21 protein-coding genes are annotated in these 24,745 nt (G+C 69.8%); 15 read left to right on the forward strand and 6 right to left on the reverse strand.

Annotated elements, in window-relative coordinates:
- From DC434_RS12955 to DC434_RS12970, 4 genes are read left to right on the forward strand one after another with little or no spacing between them, the layout of a single operon-like run.
- Positions 1–474 (forward strand): MaoC family dehydratase N-terminal domain-containing protein, encoded by a 474-nt coding sequence (locus tag DC434_RS12955; RefSeq protein ID WP_116635704.1) that lies wholly within the window; start codon positions 1–3, stop codon positions 472–474.
- Positions 474–872 (forward strand): MaoC/PaaZ C-terminal domain-containing protein, encoded by a 399-nt coding sequence (locus tag DC434_RS12960; RefSeq protein ID WP_116635705.1) that lies wholly within the window; start codon positions 474–476, stop codon positions 870–872. The genes DC434_RS12955 and DC434_RS12960 overlap by 1 nt, the downstream gene beginning before the upstream one ends.
- Before the next feature lie 14 nt (positions 873–886).
- Complete coding sequence (locus DC434_RS12965; protein ID WP_116635947.1) at positions 887–2,017, forward strand: UDP-N-acetylmuramate dehydrogenase; 1,131 nt, start codon at positions 887–889, stop codon at positions 2,015–2,017.
- A 22-nt stretch (positions 2,018–2,039) separates the two neighbouring features.
- On the forward strand, positions 2,040–2,441 hold the full coding sequence (locus tag DC434_RS12970; protein ID WP_116635706.1) for a VOC family protein: 402 nt from the start codon (positions 2,040–2,042) through the stop codon (positions 2,439–2,441).
- 62 nt (positions 2,442–2,503) lie between these two features.
- On the opposite strand, the gene DC434_RS12975 is transcribed toward DC434_RS12970, so the two are convergent.
- Positions 2,504–3,703 carry a pyridoxal phosphate-dependent aminotransferase gene (locus DC434_RS12975; RefSeq protein WP_116635707.1) on the reverse strand — a complete coding sequence of 400 codons (1,200 nt, stop codon included), beginning with the start codon at positions 3,701–3,703 and terminating at the stop codon, positions 2,504–2,506.
- A gap of 72 nt (positions 3,704–3,775) precedes the next feature.
- Positions 3,776–4,870: an alanine dehydrogenase gene (ald, locus tag DC434_RS12980; RefSeq protein ID WP_116635708.1), complete on the reverse strand. Its 1,095-nt coding sequence runs from the start codon at positions 4,868–4,870 to the stop codon at positions 3,776–3,778.
- Between the two features lie 101 nt (positions 4,871–4,971).
- On the opposite strand from ald, the gene DC434_RS12985 reads away from it, so the two are divergent.
- Positions 4,972–5,490: an Lrp/AsnC family transcriptional regulator gene (locus DC434_RS12985; protein WP_116635709.1), complete on the forward strand. Its 519-nt coding sequence runs from the start codon at positions 4,972–4,974 to the stop codon at positions 5,488–5,490.
- 28 nt (positions 5,491–5,518) lie between these two features.
- Here the strand turns inward: DC434_RS12985 and DC434_RS12990 are convergent, their stop codons facing one another.
- From DC434_RS12990 to aceA, 3 genes are all read right to left on the reverse strand, one after another.
- Positions 5,519–5,953 (reverse strand): hypothetical protein, encoded by a 435-nt coding sequence (locus DC434_RS12990; RefSeq protein WP_116635710.1) that lies wholly within the window; start codon positions 5,951–5,953, stop codon positions 5,519–5,521.
- A 119-nt stretch (positions 5,954–6,072) separates the two neighbouring features.
- Positions 6,073–7,728, reverse strand: a complete 1,656-nt coding sequence (aceB, locus tag DC434_RS12995; RefSeq protein WP_207769971.1) for a malate synthase A — start codon at positions 7,726–7,728, stop codon at positions 6,073–6,075.
- Positions 7,729–7,786: 58 nt separating this feature from the next.
- A complete protein-coding gene (gene aceA / locus DC434_RS13000) occupies positions 7,787–9,127 on the reverse strand; it encodes an isocitrate lyase (RefSeq protein ID WP_116635711.1) in 1,341 nt (446 codons plus the stop codon).
- 121 nt (positions 9,128–9,248) lie between these two features.
- Here aceA and DC434_RS13005 point away from each other — a divergent pair, with 121 nt between their 5' ends.
- The 3 genes from DC434_RS13005 (at position 9,249) to DC434_RS13015 (ending at position 13,077) form a co-directional block, all read left to right on the forward strand.
- Entirely contained in the window at positions 9,249–10,721 is a 1,473-nt protein-coding gene (locus DC434_RS13005) for a helix-turn-helix transcriptional regulator (RefSeq protein WP_116635712.1), read from the forward strand.
- A 132-nt stretch (positions 10,722–10,853) separates the two neighbouring features.
- On the forward strand, positions 10,854–12,392 hold the full coding sequence (locus tag DC434_RS13010; protein WP_243408922.1) for a glucoamylase family protein: 1,539 nt from the start codon (positions 10,854–10,856) through the stop codon (positions 12,390–12,392).
- Between the two features lie 58 nt (positions 12,393–12,450).
- Positions 12,451–13,077, forward strand: a complete 627-nt coding sequence (locus DC434_RS13015; protein WP_243408923.1) for a TetR/AcrR family transcriptional regulator — start codon at positions 12,451–12,453, stop codon at positions 13,075–13,077.
- 43 nt (positions 13,078–13,120) lie between these two features.
- Here the strand turns inward: DC434_RS13015 and DC434_RS13020 are convergent, their stop codons facing one another.
- Positions 13,121–14,629, reverse strand: a complete 1,509-nt coding sequence (locus tag DC434_RS13020; protein WP_116635714.1) for a PucR family transcriptional regulator — start codon at positions 14,627–14,629, stop codon at positions 13,121–13,123.
- A gap of 95 nt (positions 14,630–14,724) precedes the next feature.
- Here DC434_RS13020 and gabT point away from each other — a divergent pair, with 95 nt between their 5' ends.
- The 7 genes from gabT to poxB all read left to right on the forward strand — a co-directional run bounded on the left by gabT (position 14,725) and on the right by poxB (position 24,741).
- Positions 14,725–16,086: a 4-aminobutyrate--2-oxoglutarate transaminase gene (gabT, locus tag DC434_RS13025; RefSeq protein ID WP_116635715.1), complete on the forward strand. Its 1,362-nt coding sequence runs from the start codon at positions 14,725–14,727 to the stop codon at positions 16,084–16,086.
- A 79-nt stretch (positions 16,087–16,165) separates the two neighbouring features.
- Entirely contained in the window at positions 16,166–17,566 is a 1,401-nt protein-coding gene (locus DC434_RS13030; RefSeq protein ID WP_116635716.1) for an NAD(P)/FAD-dependent oxidoreductase, read from the forward strand.
- Positions 17,566–18,450 carry a universal stress protein gene (locus tag DC434_RS13035; protein ID WP_116635717.1) on the forward strand — a complete coding sequence of 295 codons (885 nt, stop codon included), beginning with the start codon at positions 17,566–17,568 and terminating at the stop codon, positions 18,448–18,450. Before DC434_RS13030 ends, DC434_RS13035 begins: the two co-directional genes overlap by 1 nt.
- Entirely contained in the window at positions 18,450–19,994 is a 1,545-nt protein-coding gene (locus DC434_RS13040) for an APC family permease (RefSeq protein WP_116635718.1), read from the forward strand. Before DC434_RS13035 ends, DC434_RS13040 begins: the two co-directional genes overlap by 1 nt.
- Positions 19,995–20,025: 31 nt before the next feature.
- Entirely contained in the window at positions 20,026–21,492 is a 1,467-nt protein-coding gene (locus DC434_RS13045; protein ID WP_116635719.1) for an NAD-dependent succinate-semialdehyde dehydrogenase, read from the forward strand.
- A 26-nt stretch (positions 21,493–21,518) separates the two neighbouring features.
- Positions 21,519–22,883, forward strand: coding sequence for an NAD-dependent succinate-semialdehyde dehydrogenase (locus tag DC434_RS13050; RefSeq protein WP_116635720.1), 1,365 nt, complete (start codon positions 21,519–21,521; stop codon positions 22,881–22,883).
- 133 nt (positions 22,884–23,016) lie between these two features.
- Positions 23,017–24,741: a ubiquinone-dependent pyruvate dehydrogenase gene (poxB, locus tag DC434_RS13055; protein WP_116635721.1), complete on the forward strand. Its 1,725-nt coding sequence runs from the start codon at positions 23,017–23,019 to the stop codon at positions 24,739–24,741.
- Positions 24,742–24,745: the final 4 nt, after the last annotated feature.

A 24,745-nucleotide genomic window follows, 5' to 3' on the forward strand; every position in this document is an offset into this window, starting at 1 on the left:
GTGGCAGTGAACCAAGATCTTGTCGGCCGGGAGTTCCCGCCGACCGCCCCGTACCTCGTCGGACGCGAGAAGGTGCGCGAGTTCGCCCGCGCGGTCTTCGCCGACGCCCCGCAGCACACCGACGTCGAGGCCGCTCGTGCGCTGGGCTTCGCCGACGTCGTGGCACCGCCCACTTTCGCGATGGTGATCCAGGACCACACACTCCAGCAGCTCCTCGCCCTGGAGGACTCCGGGATCGTCCTCGCCCGCACGATCCATGCGGAGCAGCGGTTCGGCTACACCCGTCCGATCGTGGCGGGCGACGAGCTCACCGGACAGCTCCGTGTCACGGGCATCCGCATGATGGGCGGCAACGCGATGATCACCAGCGAGGCGGAGATCACGGATGCGACGGGCGCTCATGTCGTGACCGCCACCAGCGTGCTGCTGGTCGGCGCGGATGAAGACGGTGCAGACAAGGGAGAGGTCGCCTGATGGGCTACACCGTCGGAGACGTGATCGCCGAGCGCACCGTGCACCTGACCCGCGAATCGCTCGTGCGCTACGCCGGAGCATCCGGAGACTTCAACCCCATCCACTACCGCGATGATGTCGCGGCATCCGTCGGCCTCCCCGGAGTGCTCGCGCACGGCATGCTCACGATGGGCATCGCCTCGTCGGTGGTGGTCGCCGCGCTCGAGCCCGGGGCGAAGGTCCTCGACTACGGCGTGCGCTTCACCAAGCCCGTCGTGGTCGACCCGCAGACCGGTGCCGACCTGCACGTCGTCGCGACCGTCGGCGCCGTCGACGAGACCTCCGCGCGCATCGACCTGAAGGTCACCTTCGACGAGGTCACCGTGCTGGTCAAAGCGCAGCTGCGCGTCGCCGTCTGATGGGGGCGTCCGAGGTGCACGACATCGAGTCGATCCCGCTCGCGCAGCTGACGACGCTGCGCACCGGCGCTGCCCCCGAGCGGATGCGCGAGGCCTCGACGACCGCCGAGCTGGTCGACGTGCTGCGCGACACCTGGTCAGGCCGCGATCCGTGGTTCGTGCTCGGCGGCGGCTCCAACCTCTTCGTCGGAGACGAGCCCTTCGAGGGCACCGTGATCCGGGTGCGCACCGAGGGCATCGAGGAACTGCCCTCCCCGCACGCCGGTCGCATCCGCCTTCGGGCGCAGGCCGGCCACGGGTGGGACGCCTTCGTCGCCTATGCGGTCGAGCGCGGCTACGCGGGGCTCGAGGCCATGAGCGGCATCCCCGGAACAGTCGGAGCCGCGCCGGTGCAGAACATCGGCGCCTATGGTCAGGAGATCCAGGAGACGCTCGTCGAGGTCGAACTCATCGACGAGGCCACCGGCGAGATCTCGACCGTACCGGCATCCGAGCTCGGTCTCGGGTTCCGCACCTCTGTCCTGAAGCACCACTACGGCGGCGAGCCCCTGCGCCGCGCCGTCATCCTCTCGGTGACCGTCGACCTTCTCGTCGCCGGAGAGCGCATCGTGCGCGGCGAGCAGCTGCGCCGCGCTCTCGCGCTCCAGGACGACGCTCCCGTGCCGCTGGGCTGGGTGCGCGAGCGCATCCTCGCCACGCGCGCGTCCAAGGGGATGCTGCTCGACGACGCGGACCCCGACACCCATGGCGTCGGCTCGTTCTTCCAGAACGCCATCGTGCCGGAGTCCGTGGCGCGGGGCCTTCCGCCGGAGTGCCCGCGCTGGCCCGTGGCCCCCGACCTCGACACGGTGACCGTGATCCCGCTCGCCTCGTACGACGGCCTCGTGCCGCAGGCGAAGACCGAGGCGCCCGACGTCAAGGTCAGCGCCGCCTGGCTCATCGAGCAGGCCGGCATCCGCAAGGGCTTCAAGCTGCCCCGTTCGCGGGCGTCTGTCTCCACCAAGCACGCGCTGGCTCTGACGAATCGCGGTGGCGCGACGGCGGGCGAGGTCGCGGAGCTGGCGCGGTTCATCCAGAGCAGGGTGCACGCCGAGTTCGGACTCGTGCTGCAGCCGGAGCCGGTGCTCGTCGGCGTCGAGCTGTAGCCCGCGCGCTACACTCGGCCGCATGAGCGGACTGACCCCGTACCTGTTGTTCCCCGGCAACGCCGCGGAGGCGATGCGGTTCTACCAGTCGGTGTTCGGCGGCGAGCTGCGGTTGTTCGACTACGCGCAGTTCGATCGGCACGACGGCCCGTCCGACGCGATCGCGCACGCGATGCTCGAGGGCGTCGTGGATCTCTCGGGCGCGGATGCCGGCATCGATGCCGACGCCGTGCAGATGGGAGGGATGTTCTTCTCCCTGCTCGGCACCGCGGACGCATCGACGCTGACCGGGTGGTTCGCCGACCTCTCGGTGGGCGGCAGGGTCATCGACCCGCTCCAGCGTCGCCCGTGGGGCGACTGGAACGGCACGCTGGTCGACCGCTACGGCATCCGCTGGCTCATCGGGTACCAGCCCGAATCCTGACCGGCGGTCGGCAGGCCGGGCCGGTCAGGAGAACAGAGGCCGGTCAGGAGAACAGAGGCCGGTCAGGCGAACAGGCGCTGCAGGCGCTGTACACCCGCGAGCAGCTGGTCGTCGCCGAGGGCGTACGAAAGGCGCAGGTATCCGCTCGGGCCGAAGGCCTCACCCGGGACCACGGCGACCTCGGCCTGTTCGAGGATCAGGTCGGCCAGCTCCAGCGAGGTGGTCGGCGTGACCCCGCCCCAGGTGCGGCCGAGCAGGCCCTGCACGTCAGGGTAGACGTAGAACGCGCCGAGCGGGTTCGGCACCACGAGCCCCTCGATCTTCGAGAGCTCGGAGACGATGAGCTTCCGACGCCGGTCGAACGCCTCGCGCATCTGCTCTGCCTCGGTCTGCGGACCGTTGAGTGCGGCGATCGCGGCCTTCTGGGCCACGTTGTTCACGTTGCTCGAGAGGTGCGACTGCAGGTTGCCGGCGATCTTGATGGCGTCGGCGGGGCCCACCATCCAGCCGACGCGCCAGCCGGTCATGGCGTACGTCTTCGCGACGCCGTTCACGAGGATGGTCTGGCCCGCGACCTCGGGCACGGCCGCGACGATCGACGTCGCCGTCACGCCCTCGTAGGTGAGGTTCTGGTAGATCTCGTCGGTGATGACCCAGATGCCGTGCTCGAGAGCCCACTCGCCGATGGCGCGGGTCTCCTCGGCGGTGTACACCGACCCCGTCGGGTTCGACGGCGAGACGAACACGAGCACCGTGGTGCGCTCGGTGCGGGCGGCCTCGAGCTGCTCGACGGTGACCTTGTAGTCCTGGTCGGCTCCGGCGAAGACCTCGACGGGGGTGCCGTCGGCGAGACGGATCGCCTCGGGGTACGTGGTCCAGTACGGCGCGGGGAGCAGCACCTCGTCGCCGGGGTTCACGACGGTCTGGAACGCCTGGTAGACCGACTGCTTGCCGCCGTTGGTCACGATGACCTGGCTGGGGGAGACCTCGAGACCGGAGTCGCGGAGGGTCTTCGCGGCGATCGCCTCACGCAGCGCGGGGAGTCCGGCCGCCGGGGTGTACCGGTAGTTCGCCGGGTCGGCCAGGGCTTCGGCGGCGGCATCCACGATGAACTGCGGCGTCGCGAAATCGGGCTCGCCGGCGGCGTAGGAGATGACGTCCTTGCCTTCGGCCTTGAGGGCCTTCGCCTTCGCGTCGACCTTCAGGGTCGCCGACTCGGCGATGGCGGACAGCTTGCGGGAGAGAGGAGCGCGTTCGGTCACGTTAAGAGCGTACTCGGGTGGGCACGCCGGATGCCGGGCGCGTCGTCATCAAGAACCGGGGTTCTTTCCGCGTCAGGCGGTCGCGAAGCCGTGCGCCCGGGCGACGGCGTCGAGGGTGATGCGCCCGCCCTGGACGTTCAAGCCCTTGGCGAGGGAGGGATCGTCGGATGCCGCGCGCTCCCAGCCCTTGCCGGCGATCGCCGAGACGTAGGGGAGCGTCGCGTTGGTCAGGGCACGCGTGGCCGTCTCGGGGACGGCGCCCGGCATGTTCGCGACGCAGTAGTAGATGGCGTCGTGGACCGCGAACGTCGGGTCGTCGTGCGTGGTCGGGCGTGAACCCTCGAAGCATCCGCCCTGGTCGATGGCGATGTCGACGAGCACGGCGCCCGGCTTCATGCCCGCGACCATGTCGTCGGTGACGAGCTTCGGGGCCGCCGCGCCGGGGATCAGCACCGAGCCGATCACGAGATCGGCGGTGGCCAGCTCCTCGGCGATGTCGTAGCGGCTCGAGGCGCGGGTCTGGAGGGCGCCGCCGTAGCGGTGCTCGAGGTCGCGGAGGCGGGGCAGGGAGATGTCGATCACGGTCACCTGGGAGCCGAGGCCGAGCGCGTTCGCCGCCGCGTGCTCGCCCGCGACACCACCGCCGATGACGACGGTCTTCGCGCGCGGGGTGCCGGCGATGCCCCCGAGCAGCATGCCGCGGCCGCCGTTCGAGCGCAGCAGCGAGTAGGAGCCCATCGTGACCGAGAGCCGTCCGGCGATCTCGCTCATCGGTACGAGCAGAGGAAGGCTGCGGTCGGGCAGCTGCACCGTCTCGTAGGCGACGGCGGTGGTGCCCGCGTCGACGAGCGCGGTCGTGAGCGCGCGGTCCGCGGCCAGGTGCAGGTAGGTGAAGAGCGTGAGGTCGGGACGGAGGAATCCGTACTCCTGCGCGATCGGCTCCTTGACCTTGATCAGCAGGTCGGCGTCGCCCCACACGTCGGCCGCGGTCGCGACGATCTCGGCGCCGACGGCCCGGTAGGCGTCGTCGTCGATGCGCGAGCCCACGCCCGCCCCGGACTGCACCAGCACGCGGTGGCCCTCGTGGACGAGGCGGTCGGCACCCGCGGGGGTGAGCGCGACACGGTTCTCATTGTTCTTGACCTCGGTGGGCACGCCGATCTTCATCGATCCTCCAGGGCTCGGTTTCGTGGATACAGATTCGCAGAAACTTCGGTCCAGCAACAGATTCTGTGAAGATCATTCGCCAGAGCGGACGATCCTGAATAATGGTTCGCATGGAGACGACATCGAAGGGCCCCCAGCCGAATACTCTTCGGGCGCCCGCGCTGGATGCCACCGACGCGCGCATCGTCCAGCTGCTCGCGGCCGACGGGCGGATGACGAACGCCGAGCTCGCAGGGCAACTCGGGGTCGCCCCCTCGACGGCCCACGCGCGGCTGCGCGCCCTCGTCGAGCGCGGGGTCATCACGGGGTTCCACGCGAGTGTGGACGAGCGGATGCTGGGCGCCGGACTCCAGGCGATCATCGGGGTGACGCTGCGTCCGAGCGGACGTCGCGAGAGCATCGTCGAGTTCGCCGAACGCGTGCGCGTGCTGCCCCAGGTGATCCAGGTGTTCTTCCTCGGTGGCGACGACGACTTCCTGCTGCACATCGCGGTCGCCGATTCGTCGGAGATGCGCGAGTTCGTGCTGGAGCACCTCTCCGCGCAGAGCAGCGTCGCGTCGACGCGGACGAGCATCGTGTTCGACTATCACCGCAACTCGGTGGCCGCGTCGTTCGCGTGAGGGGATCAGCGCGGGTCGGGCGTCCCGCTCACGCGCCGAAGGATGCCGGAAGAGCGCAGTAGTCCGCGAAGCGACGCTTCGCGTTCGCGGGGTCGGTGACGTCGACGATCGCGGCGGCGATCGTGTGCGGTGCCTCATCGTCGGCCAGCTGCCAGACGACGTAGTGCCACATCCCACGGGCCGTCTCGCTCAGCAGCGCGGAGGGGCCGGAGACGACGAGCACGCTCTCGCTCTCGGCGGTGGCGCGGAACGGGGCGATCACCTCGGTGCGAAGAGCCTGCTCGTCGCCGTCGGCGGTATGCACCCGCTCGACCTGCAATCCTGTCGCGCTGAGCGCTGCGGACAGTTCGTCGGCGCTGCGGCGCGAACGCTCGGCATCCGCTCCCGCCACGGCGAGCAGCCGTCGCCCCCGGGGGTAGAGATGCAGGAACTCGGAGGAGATGTCGGTCCACACGTCGGCCATGAATCCAGGCTACGCCGAGTGATCGGGCCACGGGCCGACAGGGGGTGGAGGGAGTCGACCGTGCGCGCGACGAGGCCCCCGGATGCCGAACCGCGCACCCGGGGGCCTCGCCCGTCGACTCAGTCCTCGTCGACGAGGAAGCGGCTGTAGGCGCCGAGCGTGAGGAACGTGGGGAACTCCTCCTGCAGGGCCACCTCGCGGAAGATCTCCGCGGCATCGTCGAATCGGTCGCCGGCGCTGCGGGTGGCCGAGGCGATGACCTGGGTGATCAGCCCCTCCACGTACTCCGCCGTGATCGGCGTCCCTTCCTGCGTGACGCGGTCCTGGTGGATCCACTGCCACACCTGCGACCTGCTGATCTCGGCCGTCGCGGCATCCTCCATGAGGTTGTCGATCGCGACGGCGCCGAGGCCGCGCAGCCACGCCTCGAGGTAGCGGATGGCCACCGACACGTTGTCGCGCACGCCCCGATCGGTGACCGCGCTCCCGATGCGGAGGTCGAGCAGGTCGCGCGCTTCGACGTGCACGTCGTCGCGCTGACGGTCGACCTGGTTCGGGCGATCGCCGAGCACGGCGTCGAACTCCGCCTGGGCCGTCGGGATCAGGTCGGGGTGGGCGACCCAGGTGCCGTCGAAGCCGTCGCCGGCCTCGCGCTTCTTGTCGGCCGAGACCTTCTCGATCGCGCGCGCGGTCACCTCCGGGTCGCGACGGTTCGGGATGAACGCGCTCATGCCGCCGATCGCGAAGGCGCCCCGCTTGTGGCATGTCTGCACGAGCAGCTCGGTGTACGCCCGCATGAACGGCACCGTCATCGTGACCTCGCTGCGGTCGGGGAGCACGAAGCGCGCACCGCGGCCGCGGTAGTTCTTGATGATCGAGAAGATGTAGTCCCAGCGTCCGGCGTTGAGGCCGGCGCAGTGGTCGCGCAGCTCGTAGAGGATCTCGTCCATCTCGAACGCGGCGGGCAGCGTCTCGATCAGCACGGTCGCGCGGATGGTCCCGTGCGGGATGCCGATGTACTCCTCGCTGAACGAGAAGACGTCGTCCCACAGCTTCGCCTCTTCGCTGGACTCGAGCTTGGCGATGTAGAAGTACGGTCCGCGGCCACCGTCGATCAGCGCCTGCGCGTTGTGCAGGAAGTAGAGACCGAAATCGACGAGCGAACCGGATGCCGCGGTGCGGCGCCCCGCCCGATCGGTGAACTGCACGTGCTTCTCCGGCAGGTGCCAGCCCCGCGGTCGCATCACGATCGTCGGCGTGTGCTCGGCGGTGACCTGGTACTCCCTGCCGTCCGGGGAGGTGAAGGACAGCTCGCCCCGGATCGCGTCCCGCAGGGAGAGCTGACCCTCGATGACGTTCTTCCAGGTGGGGCTCGTGGCATCCTCCTGGTCGGCGAGCCAGACCCGCGCACCCGAGTTCAGCGCGTTGATCGTCATCTTCGGATCGGTCGGTCCAGTGATCTCGACTCGGCGGTCCTCGAGGCCGGGTCCGGCTCCGGCGACGCGCCACTCGGCATCCTCGCGGATGTGGGCGGTGTCGTCGCGGAAGCGGGGATCGTGCCCGTTGCCGATCTCGAAGCGGCGGCGCATGCGGTCGGCGAGCCGATCGTGGCGACGCGAGGCGAACCGGTGGTGCAGCTCGGTGAGGAAGGCGATGGCCTCGGGGGTGAGGATCTCGTCGTATCGGTCGCGCAGCGGGCCGGTGACCGCGATCGTCGGACCCTGCTGGGTCGTCTGGATCGGAGCCGTGGTCGGGGGAGCGGTGGGAGTGGTCATGATGAAGTCCTTCGCGTGAGGTGGGTGCTTCGACAGGCTCAGCAACCCAGGACGGGGATCAGTGGAACTGCGCGGCTTCGGTGGAGCCGGCGAGGGCGAGGGTCGCGCTGTCGGGGTTGAGCGCGGTGGAGATGACGTCGAAGTATCCGGTGCCCGCCTCGCGCTGGTGCTTGGTGGCGGTGTAGCCGTCTGCCTCGGCGGCGAACTCGGCTTCCTGCAGCTCGACGTACGCGCTCATGGCGCGTTCGGCGTAGCCGCGGGCGAGGTCGAACATCGAGTGGTTCAGGGCATGGAACCCGGCAAGGGTGATGAACTGGAACTTGTAGCCCAGGTCTGCCAGATCCTGCTGGAACGTCGCGATCTCGGCGTCGGAGAGGTGGCGCTTCCAGTTGAAGCTCGGTGAGCAGTTGTAGGCCAGGAGCTTACCGGGGAATTCCGCGTGGATCGCGGCGGCGAACTCACGGGCGAGCTCGATGTCGGGCTCGCCCGTCTCGACCCACAGCAGGTCGGCGTAGGGCGCGAAGGCGAGGCCGCGGCTGATGACCGACTCGATCCCGGGGCGGATCCGGTAGAACCCCTCGGTGGTGCGCTCGCCGGTGGTGAACTGCTGGTCGCGCTCGTCGACGTCGCTCGTGAGGAGGTCCGCGGCGAGAGCGTCGGTGCGGGCGATGATCACGGTCGGCACGCCGGCGACGTCCGCCGCGAGACGCGCGGCGTTGAGCGTGCGGATGTGCTGCTGCGTGGGCACCAGCACCTTGCCGCCGAGGTGACCGCACTTCTTCTCGCTGGCCAGCTGGTCCTCCCAGTGGATGCCGGCGGCACCCGACTGGATCAGCGACTGCGCGAGCTCGTAGGCGTTCAGCGGGCCGCCGAAGCCGGCCTCGGCATCCGCGACGATCGGGGCGAGCCAGTCCTGCGTGATCTCGCCCTCTCCCGCCAGGGCCTCGGCATGCTCGAGCTGGTCCTGGCGGATCAGCGCGTTGTTGATGCGGCGGACGACGGCGGGGACCGAGTTCGCCGGGTACAGCGACTGGTCGGGGTAGGTCTGGCCGGCGAGGTTGCCGTCGGCGGCGACCTGCCACCCGGAGAGGTAGATCGCCTTGAGGCCGGCGCGCACCTGCTGCACTGCCTGACCGCCGGTGTAGGCGCCGAGCGCCCGGACGTAGTCCTCGGTGTGCAGGAGGTTCCAGAGGTTCTCGGCGCCGCGATGGGCGAGCGTCGACTCCTCGCGGACGGACCCGCGGATGCGGATGACGTCCTCCGCGGTGTAGGTGCGCTCGACGCCGTCCCACCGCGGGTCGGTCTCCCAGATCTCCCGGAGCTCCGCGGCCGTCTGTACCTGGTCGCCGGCGCGCAGTCCGGCGGGGCGAGGTGCGGGGGTTGCTGCGGTGTTCGTCATGGTGTCTCCTCGGTGAGAGTGGGTGGCTTGGCATCCACTCTGGGTGAAGTTCTCATCCTCCGACGACCGATCAGGGGGTGAAGAATGCCCGAAATTCTGTTTCTGTGACAGAATCGCGGCCATGACCCCTTCGACAGGCACAGGGACCCCGGTCCCCGACGCGGAAGACACCGACGCCCTCACGATCGGGCGTCGCATCCGTCAGCTCCGCACGGCGCGGGGGATGACCCTCGACGATCTCGCCGCCGCGGTCGAGCGCGCCCCCAGCCAGATGTCGATGATCGAGACGGGCAAACGCGAGCCGAAGCTCACCCAGCTGCAGGCCATCGCGCGTGCCCTCGGCGTCACGCTCGACGCGCTGCTGGAGGGCGAGCCCCTCGACGAGCGCAGTGCGATCGAGATCGCACTGGAGCGTGCGATGAAGGGGCAGACGTTCCGGGCGCTCGGGATCGATCCGTTCCGCATCGCGAAGTCGGTGCCGACCGACGCCCTCAAGGCGCTCCTCGCCCTGCACGGGGAGATCGACCGCCTGCGCGATGAGCGTGCGGCCACCCCGGAGGAGGCGCGGCGGGCGAACGTCGAGCTGCGGCACCTCATGCGCCGGCAGGACAACCATTTCGCCGACCTCGAGGCGAAGGCCTCGGAGATCCTGGCGGCGGTCGGCCATCCCGGCGGTCCGCTGACCCAGCGCACGGCATCCGAGATCGCCGCCTACCTGGGATTCACGCTGCACTACGCGCCCGATCTGCCGCAGACGACACGCAGCGTCGCCGACCTCGCGCACGGGCGCCTGTACCTGTCGAGCAGCGTGCCGGCCAAGGGGGATGCCCGCACGGCCGTGCTGCAGGCGCTGTCGAGCCGGATCCTCGGGCACTCCGAACCGCACAGCTATGCCGAGTTCCTGCGTCAGCGCGTGGAGACGAACTACCTGACCGGCGCACTCCTCATCCCCGAGGCGCATGTCGTGCCCTCGCTGAAGGATGCCAAGGAGCGGCGATCCATCTCGATCGAGGATCTGCGCGACGCGTACTCCGTCTCGTACGAGACCGCGGCGCATCGCTTCACGAACCTCGCGACGCGTCACCTCGACATCCCCGTGCACTTCCTCAAGGTGCACGAGTCGGGCACGATCACGAAGGCCTACGAGAACGACGACGTCAACTTCCCGACCGACCGCCTCGGTGCGATCGAGGGCCAGATGTGCTGCCGGCGGTGGACGAGCCGGGTCGTCTTCGACGAGGACGACCGCTTCAATCCCTACTACCAGTACACAGACACCGGCAACGGCACCTACTGGTGCACGGCCCGCGTCGAGGCGTCGAGCGAAGGGCTGCACTCGGTGAGCGTGGGCGTGCGCTTCGACGACACGAAGTGGTTCGTCGGACGAGACACCGCGCATCGCGGGGTATCGAAGCACTCGGTCGAGGTGTGCTGCCGGCAGGCGCCCGCAGACCTCGAGGAGCGCTGGCGCGAGAACTCCTGGCCGAATGTGAAGACGCCCCGCACGCTGCTCGCGACACTGCCGACCGGGTCGTTCCCCGGCGTCGACACGACGGATGTGTACGAGTTCCTCGAGGCGCACGCACCGCGCTGAACGGGATCCCGTCGCCATCGTCGATCGGCAGAGGGGGTTGAGCCAACACTGAACACATGTTAGGTTTTCGCGTGTCAGTCGCGCTGCGATCCGCAGCGCCGTTCTCGATGAGGAGACGCGATGAAGCGATGGATGAGTGCAGTGGCGACGATCGGAGTGGTCGTCGCCGGCCTGGCCCTCGCCGGCCCCGCCGCGGCGGGTGGCGGACGACCAGGCACCCAGGACCTGAATCGATGGGCGGAGGACACCTGGCAGTCCCTCGTGGCGATGACCGACGAGGAGACCGGGCTTCCTGCCGACAACGTCACCGGCGATCTCGAGACCTCGAGTGCCTACACCTCGCCGACGAACATCGGCGGGTACCTCTGGTCGACCGTCACCGCGCGCGACCTCGGCATCATCACCGCCGACGAGGCGCGCTCGCGCATGTCCGCGACCCTCGAGACGCTGGCCGGACTCGAGCGCAACGACGCGAGCGGTATGTTCTACAACTGGTACTCGCCCGCGACCGGGGAGAAGCTGACGACCTGGCCCGACTCCGGCGATGCCGTGCATCCGTTCCTCAGCACGGTCGACAACGGCTGGCTGGCCGCCGCGCTGCGCATCGTGCGCGAGGCGGAGCCCGCGCTCGCGGCGCAGGCCGACGCACTCTACGACTCCATGGACTTCGCCGCGTTCTTCGATCCCGCCGGCGCCGCAGGGCTCCCGGCCGGAACGAATCGAGGAGGATTCTGGGATGCCGCACCGCCGGACTGCAGCGTCGCGGCGCCGATGTACAACGGGTCGGGAGCGACGGCCTACTACACGTGCCATCACTACGACACGACGGTGAGCGAGAGCCGCATCGCGACCTACCTGGGCATCGCCAACGGGCAGATCCCGGCGACGGCGCTGTACGGCACGCACCGCACCATGCCCCCGGGCTGCGATTGGGCCTGGCAGGAGCAGCTCCCGCAAGGCGAGTACCGCACCTACGACGGCGTCGAGGTCTGGGAGGGCGCGTACACGTACGAGGGGATGTCGTTCGTCCCGAGCTGGGGCGGCAGCATGTTCGAGTCGCTCATGCCGGACCTGCTCGTACCGGAGACGAAGTGGGGCCCGAAGTCCTGGAAGCTCAACCACCCGATCACGGTCGCCGTGCAGAAGCAGCACGGGCTCGACGAGGCCGGCTACGGATACTGGGGCTTCTCGCCCGCGAGCAATCCCTTCGGCGGATATGCGGAGTACGGGGTCGACATCGCCGGCATGCGATCCGACGGATACACGTCCGACGCCGAGAAGACCGACGTCGACGTCGACCGGCCCGGCTGCACGGTCGGTACGAATCCCGCCCCCGCGTTCGGCGACGGTGTCGTGACGCCGCACGCCGCCTTCCTCGCGCTGCCCTACGACCGGGAGGGTGCGCTGAGCAATCTCCACGGCATCGAGCAGGACCTCGGCGCCTACGGCCCCGGCGGGTTCTACGATGCCGTCGCCGTGCGCAGCGGCACCGTCGCCGAACGCTACCTGTCGCTCGATCAGTCGATGATCATGGCGGCGATCGGCAACGAGCTCACGGGGGATAAGCTCAAGGACTACTTCGTGGATCGCGAGATGGAGCAGCGCCTGCGGCCGGCGATGAAGCAGCAGGTGTTCGGCTCGTCGTGGGGAGCGGGCGGCCACCACGGCTGAGACCCCGCCGCCGCGGACCGTGGGAAGAGAGCTGGCTGTGGATGCGGATGAACGACCGGTGACCTCCCGCGGAACCCGCGGCCCTTATGCGACGGGGCAGGCGCGGCGTCAGGCCATCGTCGACGAGGCGCTCGGGGTGTTCTCCCGCACGGGCTTCCATGGAGGCTCGTTGCGGGAGATCGCCAAGCGCGTCGGGGTGACGCCCGCCGGGCTCCTTCATCACTTCGCCGGAAAGGACGAGCTCTTCGCCGAGGTCATCCACCAGCGCGACGAGAAGGTGCGCGCCGCGGCGGGCGACCCTGCCGAGCACACGCTGCTCGAGCAGGCGAGGCGCGTCGTCGCGCACAACCAGACCTCTCGCGGGCTCACCTCGCTGTACGCGATCGTCTCGGCGGAGGCGACCGACCCCGAGCATCCCTCGCATGACGACTTCTCCGAGCGCTACCGGACGCGCGCCGTCGAGGCCGAGGAGATCCTCCGCCGAGGTCAGGAAGCCGGTGAGGTGCGCGACGACATCGACCCTGCGCTGGCCGCGCGTCTGATCAGCGCCGTCATGGACGGGATCCAGCTCCAGTGGCTGCTCGACGAGTCGGTCGACATGGTCGTGCTCTTCGACGAGTTCGTGAGCCGCTACCTGCACCCCGCTGACCCGGCCGCCCCTCCGGTCGCGAGAACGCAGGGGTGATCGACCCCGATCGGTGAGACGGTGCGACCGGAGCGATGTGCGCTCAGTCCCTCGCGGTCTGCAGCAGCGTCCAGAGCTCGGCTCGAGCCGGGAACGACGACAGGTCGATCCCGAGCATCCCTCCCGCCTGGGCGATACGGGAGCGGAGCGTGTGCCGATGCACACCGAGCGCGGCGGCGGCGGACTCGGCGCGCGCGTCGTGCTCCAGCCAGGTGCGCAGCGAGCGCTCGAGATCCGCGCCCGTCCGCGCGTCGTGCTCGCGCAGCGGTGCGAGGCGGGACTCCGCCACGAGTCGCGCCTCATCGGTCGCGAGAGCGGTGAGGATGCTCGAGCCGACAGTGTCGGCGTACCTCACCGCACCGCGCTCGCCCTGCTGGCGGAGTGCCGTCAGGGCCTGCGCGTGGGCGCGCGAGAACGCGTCGTAGCCCTCCGGGTCGGAGACGCCGATGCGGATGCCGAAGCGCACGGCGACCTCGTCGAGGAGGTTCTCGTCGGCCTCGGACAGGCAGAGCGTCACGCCCTCCTCGGACTCGGCCAGGAAGAACGGCGTGCCGTGCTCGGAGCGGTGCCGCTCCCACCAGTCGGTGAGCGTCCCCGCCGGAGCATCGGCCGCGACGGCGACGAGCATGGGGGCGGGCGGGAGGCCGCCGAGGACGCGCCGGGCCAGTCCCGGGTCATCGGTCAGCAGCGAGCCGAGGAGCTGGGCGTGCAGCCGCCGTCGGCTCCGGGCCAGCTGCTCGCTCTGCTCCATGGCCAGCCCCGCCATCGCGATGACCGAGGTCACGACCGAACGCGCCTCCGCATCGAGCACGTCGATCGCGAGCGCGATGACGCCGCGCAGGTGCCCGCCCCGGCCGACGGTGAAGAGAGTGAAGGTGCGGTCGTCGAGCGTGAGCGACTGGCCGGCCTCGAGTCCGCGGGCCAGGATCTCGATCACGCGCTCGCCGAGGTCGTCGAGCACGCCGGTCTCGACCGCATCGCGCGGATGCGAGCTCAGCAGCGCTCCGGCCGCGTCGTACATCCCGGCCCAGACGTCGAGGCGCCGGCCCAGCTCGGCGATCGTCGCGTCGAGGCCATGCGGACGGAGGGCGGCGAGGGCGAGAGCACGCTGCGTGTCGAGCGCCCACGACCGGCGGGCGTAGGCCTGCGCGGCGATGACCTCGGAGTGCGCGCGGGCGACGGCGATGAACGGCGTGCGGTAGGGGACCTCGAACAGCGGCATCCCCTTCGCGGCACAGGCGTGGACGAGTTCCTCCGGGATGCCGGAGCGGTGCACCTCGGTGCCGAAGCCGAGCCCGAGCACCCCGCGGTCGGCGAGACGCCCGACGTAGGCGCCGATGTCGCCCGGCTCGTCGAACTGCCGGCCGGTGGTCAGCAGCGCCAGGTCTTCGGAGAGGAACGGCGTGGGGTCCTCGAGATCGGAGCTGTGCACCCACCGCAGCGACCGGTCGAGCGCGCTCTCGGGGAGATCATCCTCGTGCGAGACGAGGGTCAGACCGAGGTCGCGACGGTGCAGCAGTGCCCGCAGCGTGGGCTCTTCCGCAGCGGCCATGGTGGACTCCCGTTGTACAGGTCGGCGATCCGACTCTCCAGATTGTACAGTCGGGCGAGTGCGGCGGTGTCCGATGCCGCCGTACGCTCGCGAGCATGGCACTCCTCGACACCGCAGCTGTTGCAGTTCCCCTCGGCGGACCCGAGCTCCCCCAGGAGCGACGCCTCGTCACCGCGCTTCCCGGGCCCCGCTCGGCCGAGATCCTCGCGCGCAAGGCGGATGCCGTCGCCGCCGGTGTCGGCCACACCGTCCCCGTCGCGACCGTCGCCGCCGGCGGAGGCGTCGTGGTGGACGCGGACGGCAACTCGCTCATCGACCTCGGCTCCGGCATCGCCGTGACGACGGTCGGCAACGCGCACCCGAAGCTCGCCGCCGCCGTCGCCGCCCAGGCCGCGCAGTTCACCCACACCTGCTTCATGATCTCGCCCTACGAGTCGTACATCGAGGTGGCCGAGGCGCTGAACCGGGTCACGCCCGGTGACTTCGCCAAGAAGAGCGCCCTGTTCAACTCCGGCGCCGAGGCTGTCGAGAACGCGATCAAGATCGCCCGCAAGCACACCGGTCGCCAGGCCGTCGTCGCCTTCGACCACGGCTACCACGGCCGCACGAACCTGACCATGGCCCTCACCGCCAAGTCGATGCCGTACAAGAGCGGCTTCGGCCCGTTCGCGCCCGAGGTCTACCGTGCGCCCATGTCGTACCCGTTCCGCGACGGCCTCGCCGGCCCCGAGGCCGCGGCCCGCGTCATCCTGCAGCTCGAGAAGCAGATCGGCGCCGACAACCTCGCCGCCGTCATCATCGAGCCGATCCAGGGCGAGGGCGGATTCATCGTTCCCGCCGAGGGCTTCCTGCCGGCCATCGTCGACTGGTGCCGTGCCAACGGCGTCGTCTTCATCGCCGACGAGGTGCAGACCGGCTTCGCCCGCACCGGCCACATGTTCGCGAGCGAGATCTTCGGCATCGAGCCCGACCTGATCACCACGGCCAAGGGCATCGCCGGCGGCCTCCCGCTCGCCGCCGTCACCGGCCGCGCCGAGATCATGGACGCCTCGCACTCCGGCGGCCTCGGCGGCACCTACGGCGGCAACCCGATCGCCTGCGCCGCGGCGCTCGCCGCGATCGACGTGTTCGAGAACGACGGCGTGATCGAGCGCGCGCGTGAGATCGGCACGATCCTCACCGACCGCCTCACCGCCATCCAGCAGGGCGACGCCCGCGTGGGCGATGTCCGCGGCCACGGCGCGATGATCGCCGCCGAGTTCGTGGACCCCGAGACCAACGCGCCGGATGCCGCGCTCACGGCCGCCGTCGCGAAGGCCTGCATCGCCCAGGGCGTGATCGTGCTCACCTGCGGCACGTACGGCAACGTCATCCGCTTCCTGCCTCCGCTCGCGATCGGCGACGATCTGCTGAACGAAGGACTCGACATCGTCGCCGCGGCTCTCGCCGCCGCCTGACACACACGTCCGGTCGCGACCCTGATCGGGGGATTGCGGGTCGCGACCGGCACTTCATCCCCCAACGAAGGAGTTGCACATGGCTGAGATCACACGCGACGTACTGATCATCGGCGCCGGAGCCGCAGGGCTCACGGCGGCGAACGACCTGCGCAAGGCCGGCCTCTCGGTCGCCGTGCTCGAGGCGCGCGACCGTGTCGGCGGACGACTGTGGACCGACGTGATCGAGGGCGCGATGCTCGAGATCGGCGGGCAGTGGGTCTCTCCGGATCAGGACGCGCTGAAGGACGCCATCGAGGAACTGGGGCTCGAGACGTACAGCCGCTACCGCGAGGGCGACAGCGTGTATGTCGGCCCGGACGGCACGTCGCACCGCTTCACGGGTGAGATGTTCCCGGTGTCGCCTGCGACCGAGGCCGTGATCGCCGAGATCACCGAGCGTCTCGACGCGATGGTCGCGGAGATCGACCCGGATCGCCCCTGGGCGCACCCTCAGGCCGAGGAATGGGACACCGTCACCTGGGACGCCTGGCTGCGCGCCCAGACCGACGACGACGAGGCCGTGCGCAACCTGGCCTTCGCCACCGGCACCGCGATGCTCACCAAGCCCACGCACTCCTTCTCTCTGCTGCAGTCGCTGCTCATGGCGGCATCCGCCGGCTCGTACTCGAACCTCGTCGACGCCGACTTCATCCTCGACAAGCGCGTGGTCGGCGGTCTGCAGCAGGTGCCGCTCCGCCTCGCCGAGCGTCTGGGCGACGACGTGCTGCTGAACCAGCCCGTGCGGAGCCTGGAGTGGGGGCCGTCGACCGGCTCGGGGACCCCGTTCGTCCGCGCGACGACCGACGATCTCACGGTCACCGCCCGCTACGCGATCCTCGCCCACGCGCCGGTGCTGTACCACCGCATCTCGTTCGTCCCGCCCCTGCCGCGCCGCCAGCACCAGATGCACCAGCACCTGTCGATGGGGTTCGTGATCAAGGTGCACGCGGTCTACGAGACGCCCTTCTGGCGGAATGACGGCTTGAGCGCCACGGCCTTCAGCCCGTACGAGCTCGTGCACGAGGCGTATGACAACACCAATCACGGCGACGAGCGCGGGACGCTGGTCGGCTTCGTGTCCGACGCGAACGCCGACGGCGTCTTCGAGCTGTCGGCGGAGGAGCGCAAGGAGCGCATCCTCGAGTCGCTCTCGCACTACTACGGCGCCGAGGCCAAGAACCCCGTCGTCTACTACGAGAGCGACTGGGGCAGCGAGGAGTGGACCCGCGGTGCCTACGCCGCGAGCTTCGACATGGGAGGCCTGCACCGCTACGGCGCCGACCTGCGCACCCCCGTCGGACCGATCCACTTCGCGTGCAGCGACCTGGCCGGCGCCGGCTACCAGCACGTCGACGGGGCGATCCGCATGGGGCAGCTCGCCGCCGCGAACATCGTCGACGCGATCCGCGACGCCGGCTCGGCCGAGGGCGGCGTCTGATGACCGGCTCGGTCGTCGTCGGCTACACCGCGACGGACACCGGAGCGGATGCCGCAGCACTCGGTGCCCGCCTCGCCCGCAGCCTCGGGGCGACGCTGCACCTCGTCATCGTGCTCCCGAACGAGGGCACGCGCAGCGCGGCGGTCCCTCCGGAGCGCGCCTACGAGGAGCACATCCGCGGCCAGGCGAAGAAGTGGCTCGCCGACGCGATCGTCCGGCTGCCGCAGGAGCTGACCCGCAGCGGGCACGTGCGCTTCGCGGAGTCCTTCGCCGAGGGACTCATCGCCGCCGGTGAGGAGTTCGGCGCACGCGTCATCGTGGTCGGTGCTGCCGGAGGCGGCATCCTCGGTCGGCATCGTCTCGGCAGCGTCGCCTCGGAGCTGCTGCACTCGTCGACGATCCCGGTCGCGCTCGCGCCGGTGGGTTCGGCGCAGCAGGACGATCACGTCATCCCGCGCGTCACGGTCGCCGTCGGCACCCGCCCGGGCGCCGACGCGCTGCTCGACGAGGCGGTGGCCCTCGCGGGCGACGCCGACGTCGATCTCCGGCTCGTGTCGCTCGTGCCCTTCGACGTCCCGCCGGGACTCGACACCGGAGCGATCCGCGTGGTCGGCGACGAGCACTCGCAGGAGGTTCTCGCGGTCGCTTCGGAGCTGCTGCCCGACGGTCGGACCGCCGCCGTCGAGCGGGCGCCCGGCGACACCGTGGAGGACGCGGTCGCGCATCTCTCCTGGCTCCCCGGCGAGGTCGTCCTCGTCGGCTCCAGCCGGCTGGCTCAGCCCCGCCGACTGTTCCTGGGCTCCACGGCAGCGAAGATGCTGCACGAGCTGCCCGTCCCGATGATCGTCGTCCCGCGCACCCGCGCCGAAGCAGGAGTCCGCTGATGAGCAGCACGAATCGGGCGACGGAGCCCGAATCCGGTGTCACGACCGGCATCTCCACGAAGGGCCTGAGCGCCGGGACGATCGGCCTCATCGGCGCGGTCGTGATCGGCATCTCCTGCATCGCGCCCGCCTACACGTTCACGGCGGCGGTCGGGCCCACGGCATCCGTCGTCGGCGCGCAGATCCCCGCCATCATCCTCGTCGGCTTCATCCCGATGCTCCTCGTCGCCTTCGGCTATCGCGAGCTCAACAACCGGATGCCGGACTCGGGAACCTCCTTCACCTGGGCGACCAGGGCCTTCGGCCCGTGGATCGGGTGGATGGCCGGCTGGGGCCTCATCGTCGCGACGATCCTGGTGCTGTCCAATCTCGCCGGCGTCGCGGTCGACTTCCTGTTCCTGTTGCTCTCGCAGATCACGAACAATCCCGACATCTCGGCGCTCGCCAGCAACACCTGGATCAACATCGGGGTGTGTCTGCTCTTCATGCTCGGTGCGACCTGGGTCTCCTACCGCGACATGCAGACCACGCAGAAGCTGCAGTACTGGCTCGTCAGCTTCCAGATCCTGGTGCTTGTGTTCTTCGCCGGCGCCGCGATCGTGCAGGCGGTGAACGGCAACGGCTTCGACTATCAGCCGTTCGACCTCAACTGGTTCAACCCGTTCGCCATCTCGTCGTTCAGCGCCGTCGCCGCCGGTCTCTCGCTCTCGATCTTCATCTTCTGGGGCTGGGACGTCACCCTCACGATGAACGAGGAGACCAAGGACCCGGAGAAGACCCCGGGACGCGCCGCCACACTGACCGTGCTCACGATCGTGTCGCTGTACCTGCTCCTCGCGGTCGCGATGATCATGTTCGCGGGCGTCGGCACGGGAGACCTCGGGCTCGGCAACGAGGACATCCAGGAGAACGTGTTCTTCCACCTCTCCGGTCCGATCCTCGGCCCGCTCGCCTTCCTCGTGTCGCTCGCGGTCCTGACCAGCTCGGCGTCGTCGCTGCAGTCGACCTTCGTCGGCCCGGCGCGCACTCTCCTGGCGATGGGCCACTACGGCGCGCTGCCGAAGTCGTTCGCCAAGGTCAGCCCGCGCTTCTTCACCCCGGGATACGCGACCATCGTCTCGGCCATCGTCGCCTCCGCGTTCTACGCGGTCATGCGCGTGGTCAGCGAGGACACGCTGTGGGACACCATCCTCACGCTCGGCATGATGATCTGCTTCTACTACGGCATCACCGCCTTCGCCTGCGTCTGGTACTTCCGCAAGCAGTGGTTCGACTCGACGAGGAACTTCTTCTTCACGTTCCTGTTCCCCCTCGTCGGCGGCATCATCCTCGCGGTGCTGTTCTTCACGACCCTCATCGACTCCATGGATCCGGCATACGGATCCGGATCGCAGATCGGCGGCGTCGGCATCGTCTTCATCCTCGGGATGCTCATCATCGTGGTGGGCATCGCGGTGATGATCTGGCAGCGGGTCAAGCGGCCCGCGTTCTTCCGCGGCGAGACCCTCGGCATCGACGCTCCGCCGAGCCTCCGCCGTCGCTGACCCCGCACTCCTCCCCACAGAAAGAGAATCCATGAGCATTCAGACCGAGCAGGCGCTGCTCGACAGCATCCCCACCGGCCTCTTCATCGGCGGCGAGTGGACGGATGCCGAGACCGGCGGCACCTTCGACGTGCAGGACCCCGCGACGGGAGCCGTCATCCGGACGATCGCCGACGCGACGCCCGCCGACGGCAAGCGCGCGCTCGACGCCGCGGTCGCCGCTCAGGACTCGTGGGCGGCCACCGCTCCGCGCGTTCGCAGCGAGATCCTCCGCCGGGCGTTCGACCTGGTGCAGGTGCACAAGGAGGACCTCGCGCTGCTGATGACGCTCGAGATGGGCAAGCCGCTCGCGGAGGCGCGCGGCGAGGTCGGCTACGGCGGCGAGTTCCTGCGCTGGTTCAGCGAGGAGGCCGTGCGCATCAGCGGCCGCTACGGCATCAACCCCGAGGGGACCGGCCACATGGTCGTGTCGCAGCGGCCGGTCGGACCGTCGTTCTTCGTGACGCCGTGGAACTTCCCGTTCGCGATGGCGACCCGCAAGATCGCGCCCGCGCTTGCCGCCGGCTGCACCGTCGTGATCAAGCCCCCGGCCCTCACGCCGCTCACGACGATGTTCTTCACGAAGCTGCTGGAGGAGGCGGGTCTCCCCGCCGGTGTCGTCAACGTCGTGCAGACGTCGAAGTCCAGCGCGCTGTCGGCCCCCATCATCGCCGACCCGCGTCTGCGCAAGCTGTCCTTCACCGGCTCGACCGAGGTCGGCCGCAAGCTCATCGCCCAGGCGGCCGAGGGCGTGCTGCGCGTGTCGATGGAGCTCGGCGGCAACGCGCCGTTCGTGGTCTTCGACGACGCCGACCTCGACAAGGCCGTGGAGGGGGCGCTCGCCGCGAAGTTCCGCAACATCGGGCAGGCGTGCACGGCGGCGAACCGCTTCATCGTGCACAAGGACGTCGCGGGCGAGTTCGCCGCACGCGTCACGGAGCGCGTCAAGGCGATGAAGATCGGCCGCGGCACCGAAGAGGGCGTCGCGATCGGACCGCTCATCGACGAGGATGCCGTCGCCAAGGCGGGCGAGCTCGTCGACGAGGCCGTCGGCCGCGGCGCCACCCTGCTCGCGGGCGGCAAGGCCGTCGAGGGCACCGGCACGTTCTACGAGCCGACCGTCCTCACCGACGTCGTGGCGGGATCGGCGATCCTCCGTGAGGAGATCTTCGGACCGGTGCTCGCGATCGCGACCTTCGACTCCGAGGACGAGGCCGTGCGCCTCGCGAACGACACCGAGTACGGACTCGTCTCGTACGTCTTCACCGAGAACCTGCAGCGCGGCCAGCGCATGATCGACAAGCTCGAGACCGGCATGATGGGTCTCAACGTCGGCGTGGTGTCGAACGCGGCAGCACCCTTCGGCGGCGTCAAGCAGTCCGGCGTCGGACGCGAGGGCGGCTTCGAGGGCATCCACGAGTACCTGTCCACGAAGTACACGCTGATCCCCGTCTCCTGACCGGCATCCGAACGAGAGGACGAATCATGACCGACTACGCCGTCATCAACCCCGCCACCGGAGAGACGCTGGCGTCCTTCGACACCTTCACGGACGCGCAGATCGACGAGGCGGTCGCGGCCGCCGACCAGGCACACCGTGACTGGTCGCGTTCGTCGACCGTCGCGGAGCGTGCGGCGCTCCTGCGCCGTGCCGCCGAGCTGCACCGGGAGCGCCGCGAGGCGCTCGCCGACGTGTTCGTGCGCGAGATGGGGAAGCCCCGCGAGGCCGCGCTCGGCGAGGTGGACTTCGCCGCCGACATCGCGGAGTACTACGCCGATCAGGCCGAGGCGATCATGGCCGACCAGCCGATCGCGATCCTCGGCGAGGGCTCGGCGATCATCCGCCGTTCGTCGCTGGGCCCGCTCATCGGGATCATGCCGTGGAACTTCCCGGCCTACCAGATCGTGCGCTTCGCGGCCCCGAACCTCATCGTGGGCAACACGATCCTGCTGAAGCCCGCGCCGCAGTGCCCGGAGTCGTCGACCGCTCTCGAGGCGATCTACCACGACGCCGGGTTCCCGAAGGGCGCGTACCAGAGCGTGCTCGCCACGAACGAGCAGATCGCGACGATGATCGCCGACGCCCGCGTGCAGGGAGTGTCGCTCACCGGCTCCGAGCGTGCGGGAGCCGCCGTCGCCGAGGTCGCCGGACGCAACCTCAAGAAGGTCGCGCTGGAGCTCGGCGGGTCCGACCCGTTCATCGTGCTCTCGACCGACGACCTGGATGCGACGGTCCAGGCGGGTGTCGACGCGCGCCTCGACAACAACGGCCAGGCCTGCAACGGCGCCAAGCGGTTCATCATCGTCGACGGTCTCTACGACGCCTTCGTCGAGAAGTTCACGGCAGCGATGGGCGCCGTGAAGGCGACCGATCCGATGCTCGACGACACGGTCCTCGGGCCGGTGTCGTCGGAGACGGCGGCGGAGAACCTGCAGAAGCAGGTCGACCAGGCCGTCGAGCAGGGAGCCACGCTGCTCACCGGCGGCACCCGCGATGGCGCGTTCTTCGCGCCGACCGTGCTCGCCGACGTGACGCCCGACATGAACGTCTACCGCGAGGAGCTGTTCGGACCGGCAGCGGTCGTCTACCGCGTCGCGGACGAGGATGCGGCCGTCGCCCTGGCGAACGACACCACCTTCGGTCTCGGCTCGTACGTCTTCACCACGGATGCCGACCAGGCCGAGCGCGTGGCCGACAGGATCGAGGCCGGCATGGTCTACGTGAACCTGGTGCTCGCCGACAGCCCCGAGCTGCCCTTCGGCGGCATCAAGCGCAGCGGCACGGCCCGCGAGCTGGGACACCTGGCGGCCGACGAGTTCGTCAACAAGAAGCTCATCCGCGTCGGCTGAGCGTAGGGCGTGCGCCCTTCGTCTCGCTGCGCTCGCTCAGGAACCGGCAGCCTCGGTTCCTGATCGAGGAGCGCAGCGACGAGACGAAGGGCGCTCCCGATCCGGGGCCGCACCACGGGCGTAGGGTCGAAGCATGGCCAACGTCGCTGAGAACATCGTCAAGACTCTGCACGCCAACGGGATCGAGCGGGTGTACGGCATCCCGGGGGACTCGCTCAACGGCTTCACGGATGCGCTCCGCAAGGACGGCACGATCCGATGGGTGCACGTGCGCCACGAGGAGGCCGCGGCCTTCGCCGCCGCCGCGGATGCCGCCACCACGGGCGAGCTCGCCGTCGTCGCGGGATCGTGCGGCCCGGGCAACCTGCACCTCATCAACGGGCTGTACGACGCGAACCGCTCGCGTGTGCCGGTGCTCGCGATCGCGGCGCAGATCCCCACGACCGAGATCGGCACCGGCTACTTCCAGGAGACGCATCCGCAGGAGCTGTTCCGGGAGTGCAGCGTCTATGTCGAGTACGTCGCGGATCCCGCGCAGATGCCGCGGCTGCTCGAGATCGCCATGCGCGCCGCCATCGAGCAGCGCGGCGTCGCGGTGCTCGTCATCCCCGGCGACGTCGCCCTCGCCGAGATCGCCGACAACCGCGCCGTCGTGATCGAGCGCGCCCGCCCGGTGATCGTCCCCAGCGGGCCCGAGCTCGAGAAGGCCGCCACGCTGCTGAACGCCGCCAAGAAGGTCACGATCCTCGCCGGTGCGGGTGTCGAGGGCGCGCACGACGAGGTCATCGCGCTCGCCGACCGACTGGGCGCGCCGATCGTGCACGCGCTCCGCGGCAAGGAGTTCATCGAGTACGACAATCCGTTCGACGTGGGGATGACCGGGCTGCTCGGCTTCGCCTCGGGCTATCGCGCGATGGAGGCCGCAGACGCCCTCCTGGTGCTGGGGAGCGACTTCCCCTACGAGCAGTTCTATCCGGAGCATGCCACCACCATCCAGGTGGACATCCGCGGTGCGCAGCTCGGCAGGCGGCATCCGCTCGATCTCGGTCTCGTCGGCGACGTGCGCGCCACGGCCGAGGCGCTGCTGCCCCGGCTGGCGACGCGCGACGACCGCAGCCACCTCGACGACGCCACCGCCCACTACCGCAAGACGCGGAAGAAGCTCGACGAACTGGCGGTTCCGGCGAAGGGTAAGCGCCCCATCCACCCGCAGTACCTCGCCAGACTCGTGAACGAGTACGCGGCCGACGACGCGATCTTCACGGCCGACGTCGGGTCGCCGACCGTGTGGGCCGCCCGCTACCTCTCGATGACCGAGGGCCGCCGCCTCATCGGCTCGTTCACCCACGGCTCCATGGCGAACGCTCTGCTGCACGGCATCGGGGCGCAGGTCGCGCATCCGGAGCGACAGGTCGTCGCGCTCGCCGGAGACGGCGGCCTCTCGATGATGCTCGGCGAGCTCCTCACCCTCACGCAGAACAAGCTGCCCGTGAAGACGATCGTCGTGAACAACTCCTCGCTGAACTTCGTCGAGCTGGAGATGAAGGCGGCCGGCTTCGTCACCTACGGGACGGGGCTGGAGAACCCGAGCTTCGCCGCGATCGCCGAGGCGATGGGGATCTTCGCGCGCCGCGTGGAGCGCAGCGAGGATCTGCCGGATGCCGTGCGCGAAGTGCTCGACCATGACGGGCCCGCCCTGCTCGACGTCGTCACCGAGCGGCAGGAGCTGTCCATGCCGCCGGCGATCGAGGCCGCGCAGGTCAAGGGCTTCGCGCTCTACGCGATCCGCACGGTCATGTCCGGCCGCGGCGACGAGCTCCTCGATCTCGCGAAGGCCAACTGGCGCCAGCTCTTCTGAGTCG

The sequence above is a fragment of the Microbacterium sp. TPD7012 genome (assembly GCF_003075395.1).
Lineage (GTDB): Bacteria > Actinomycetota > Actinomycetes > Actinomycetales > Microbacteriaceae > Microbacterium.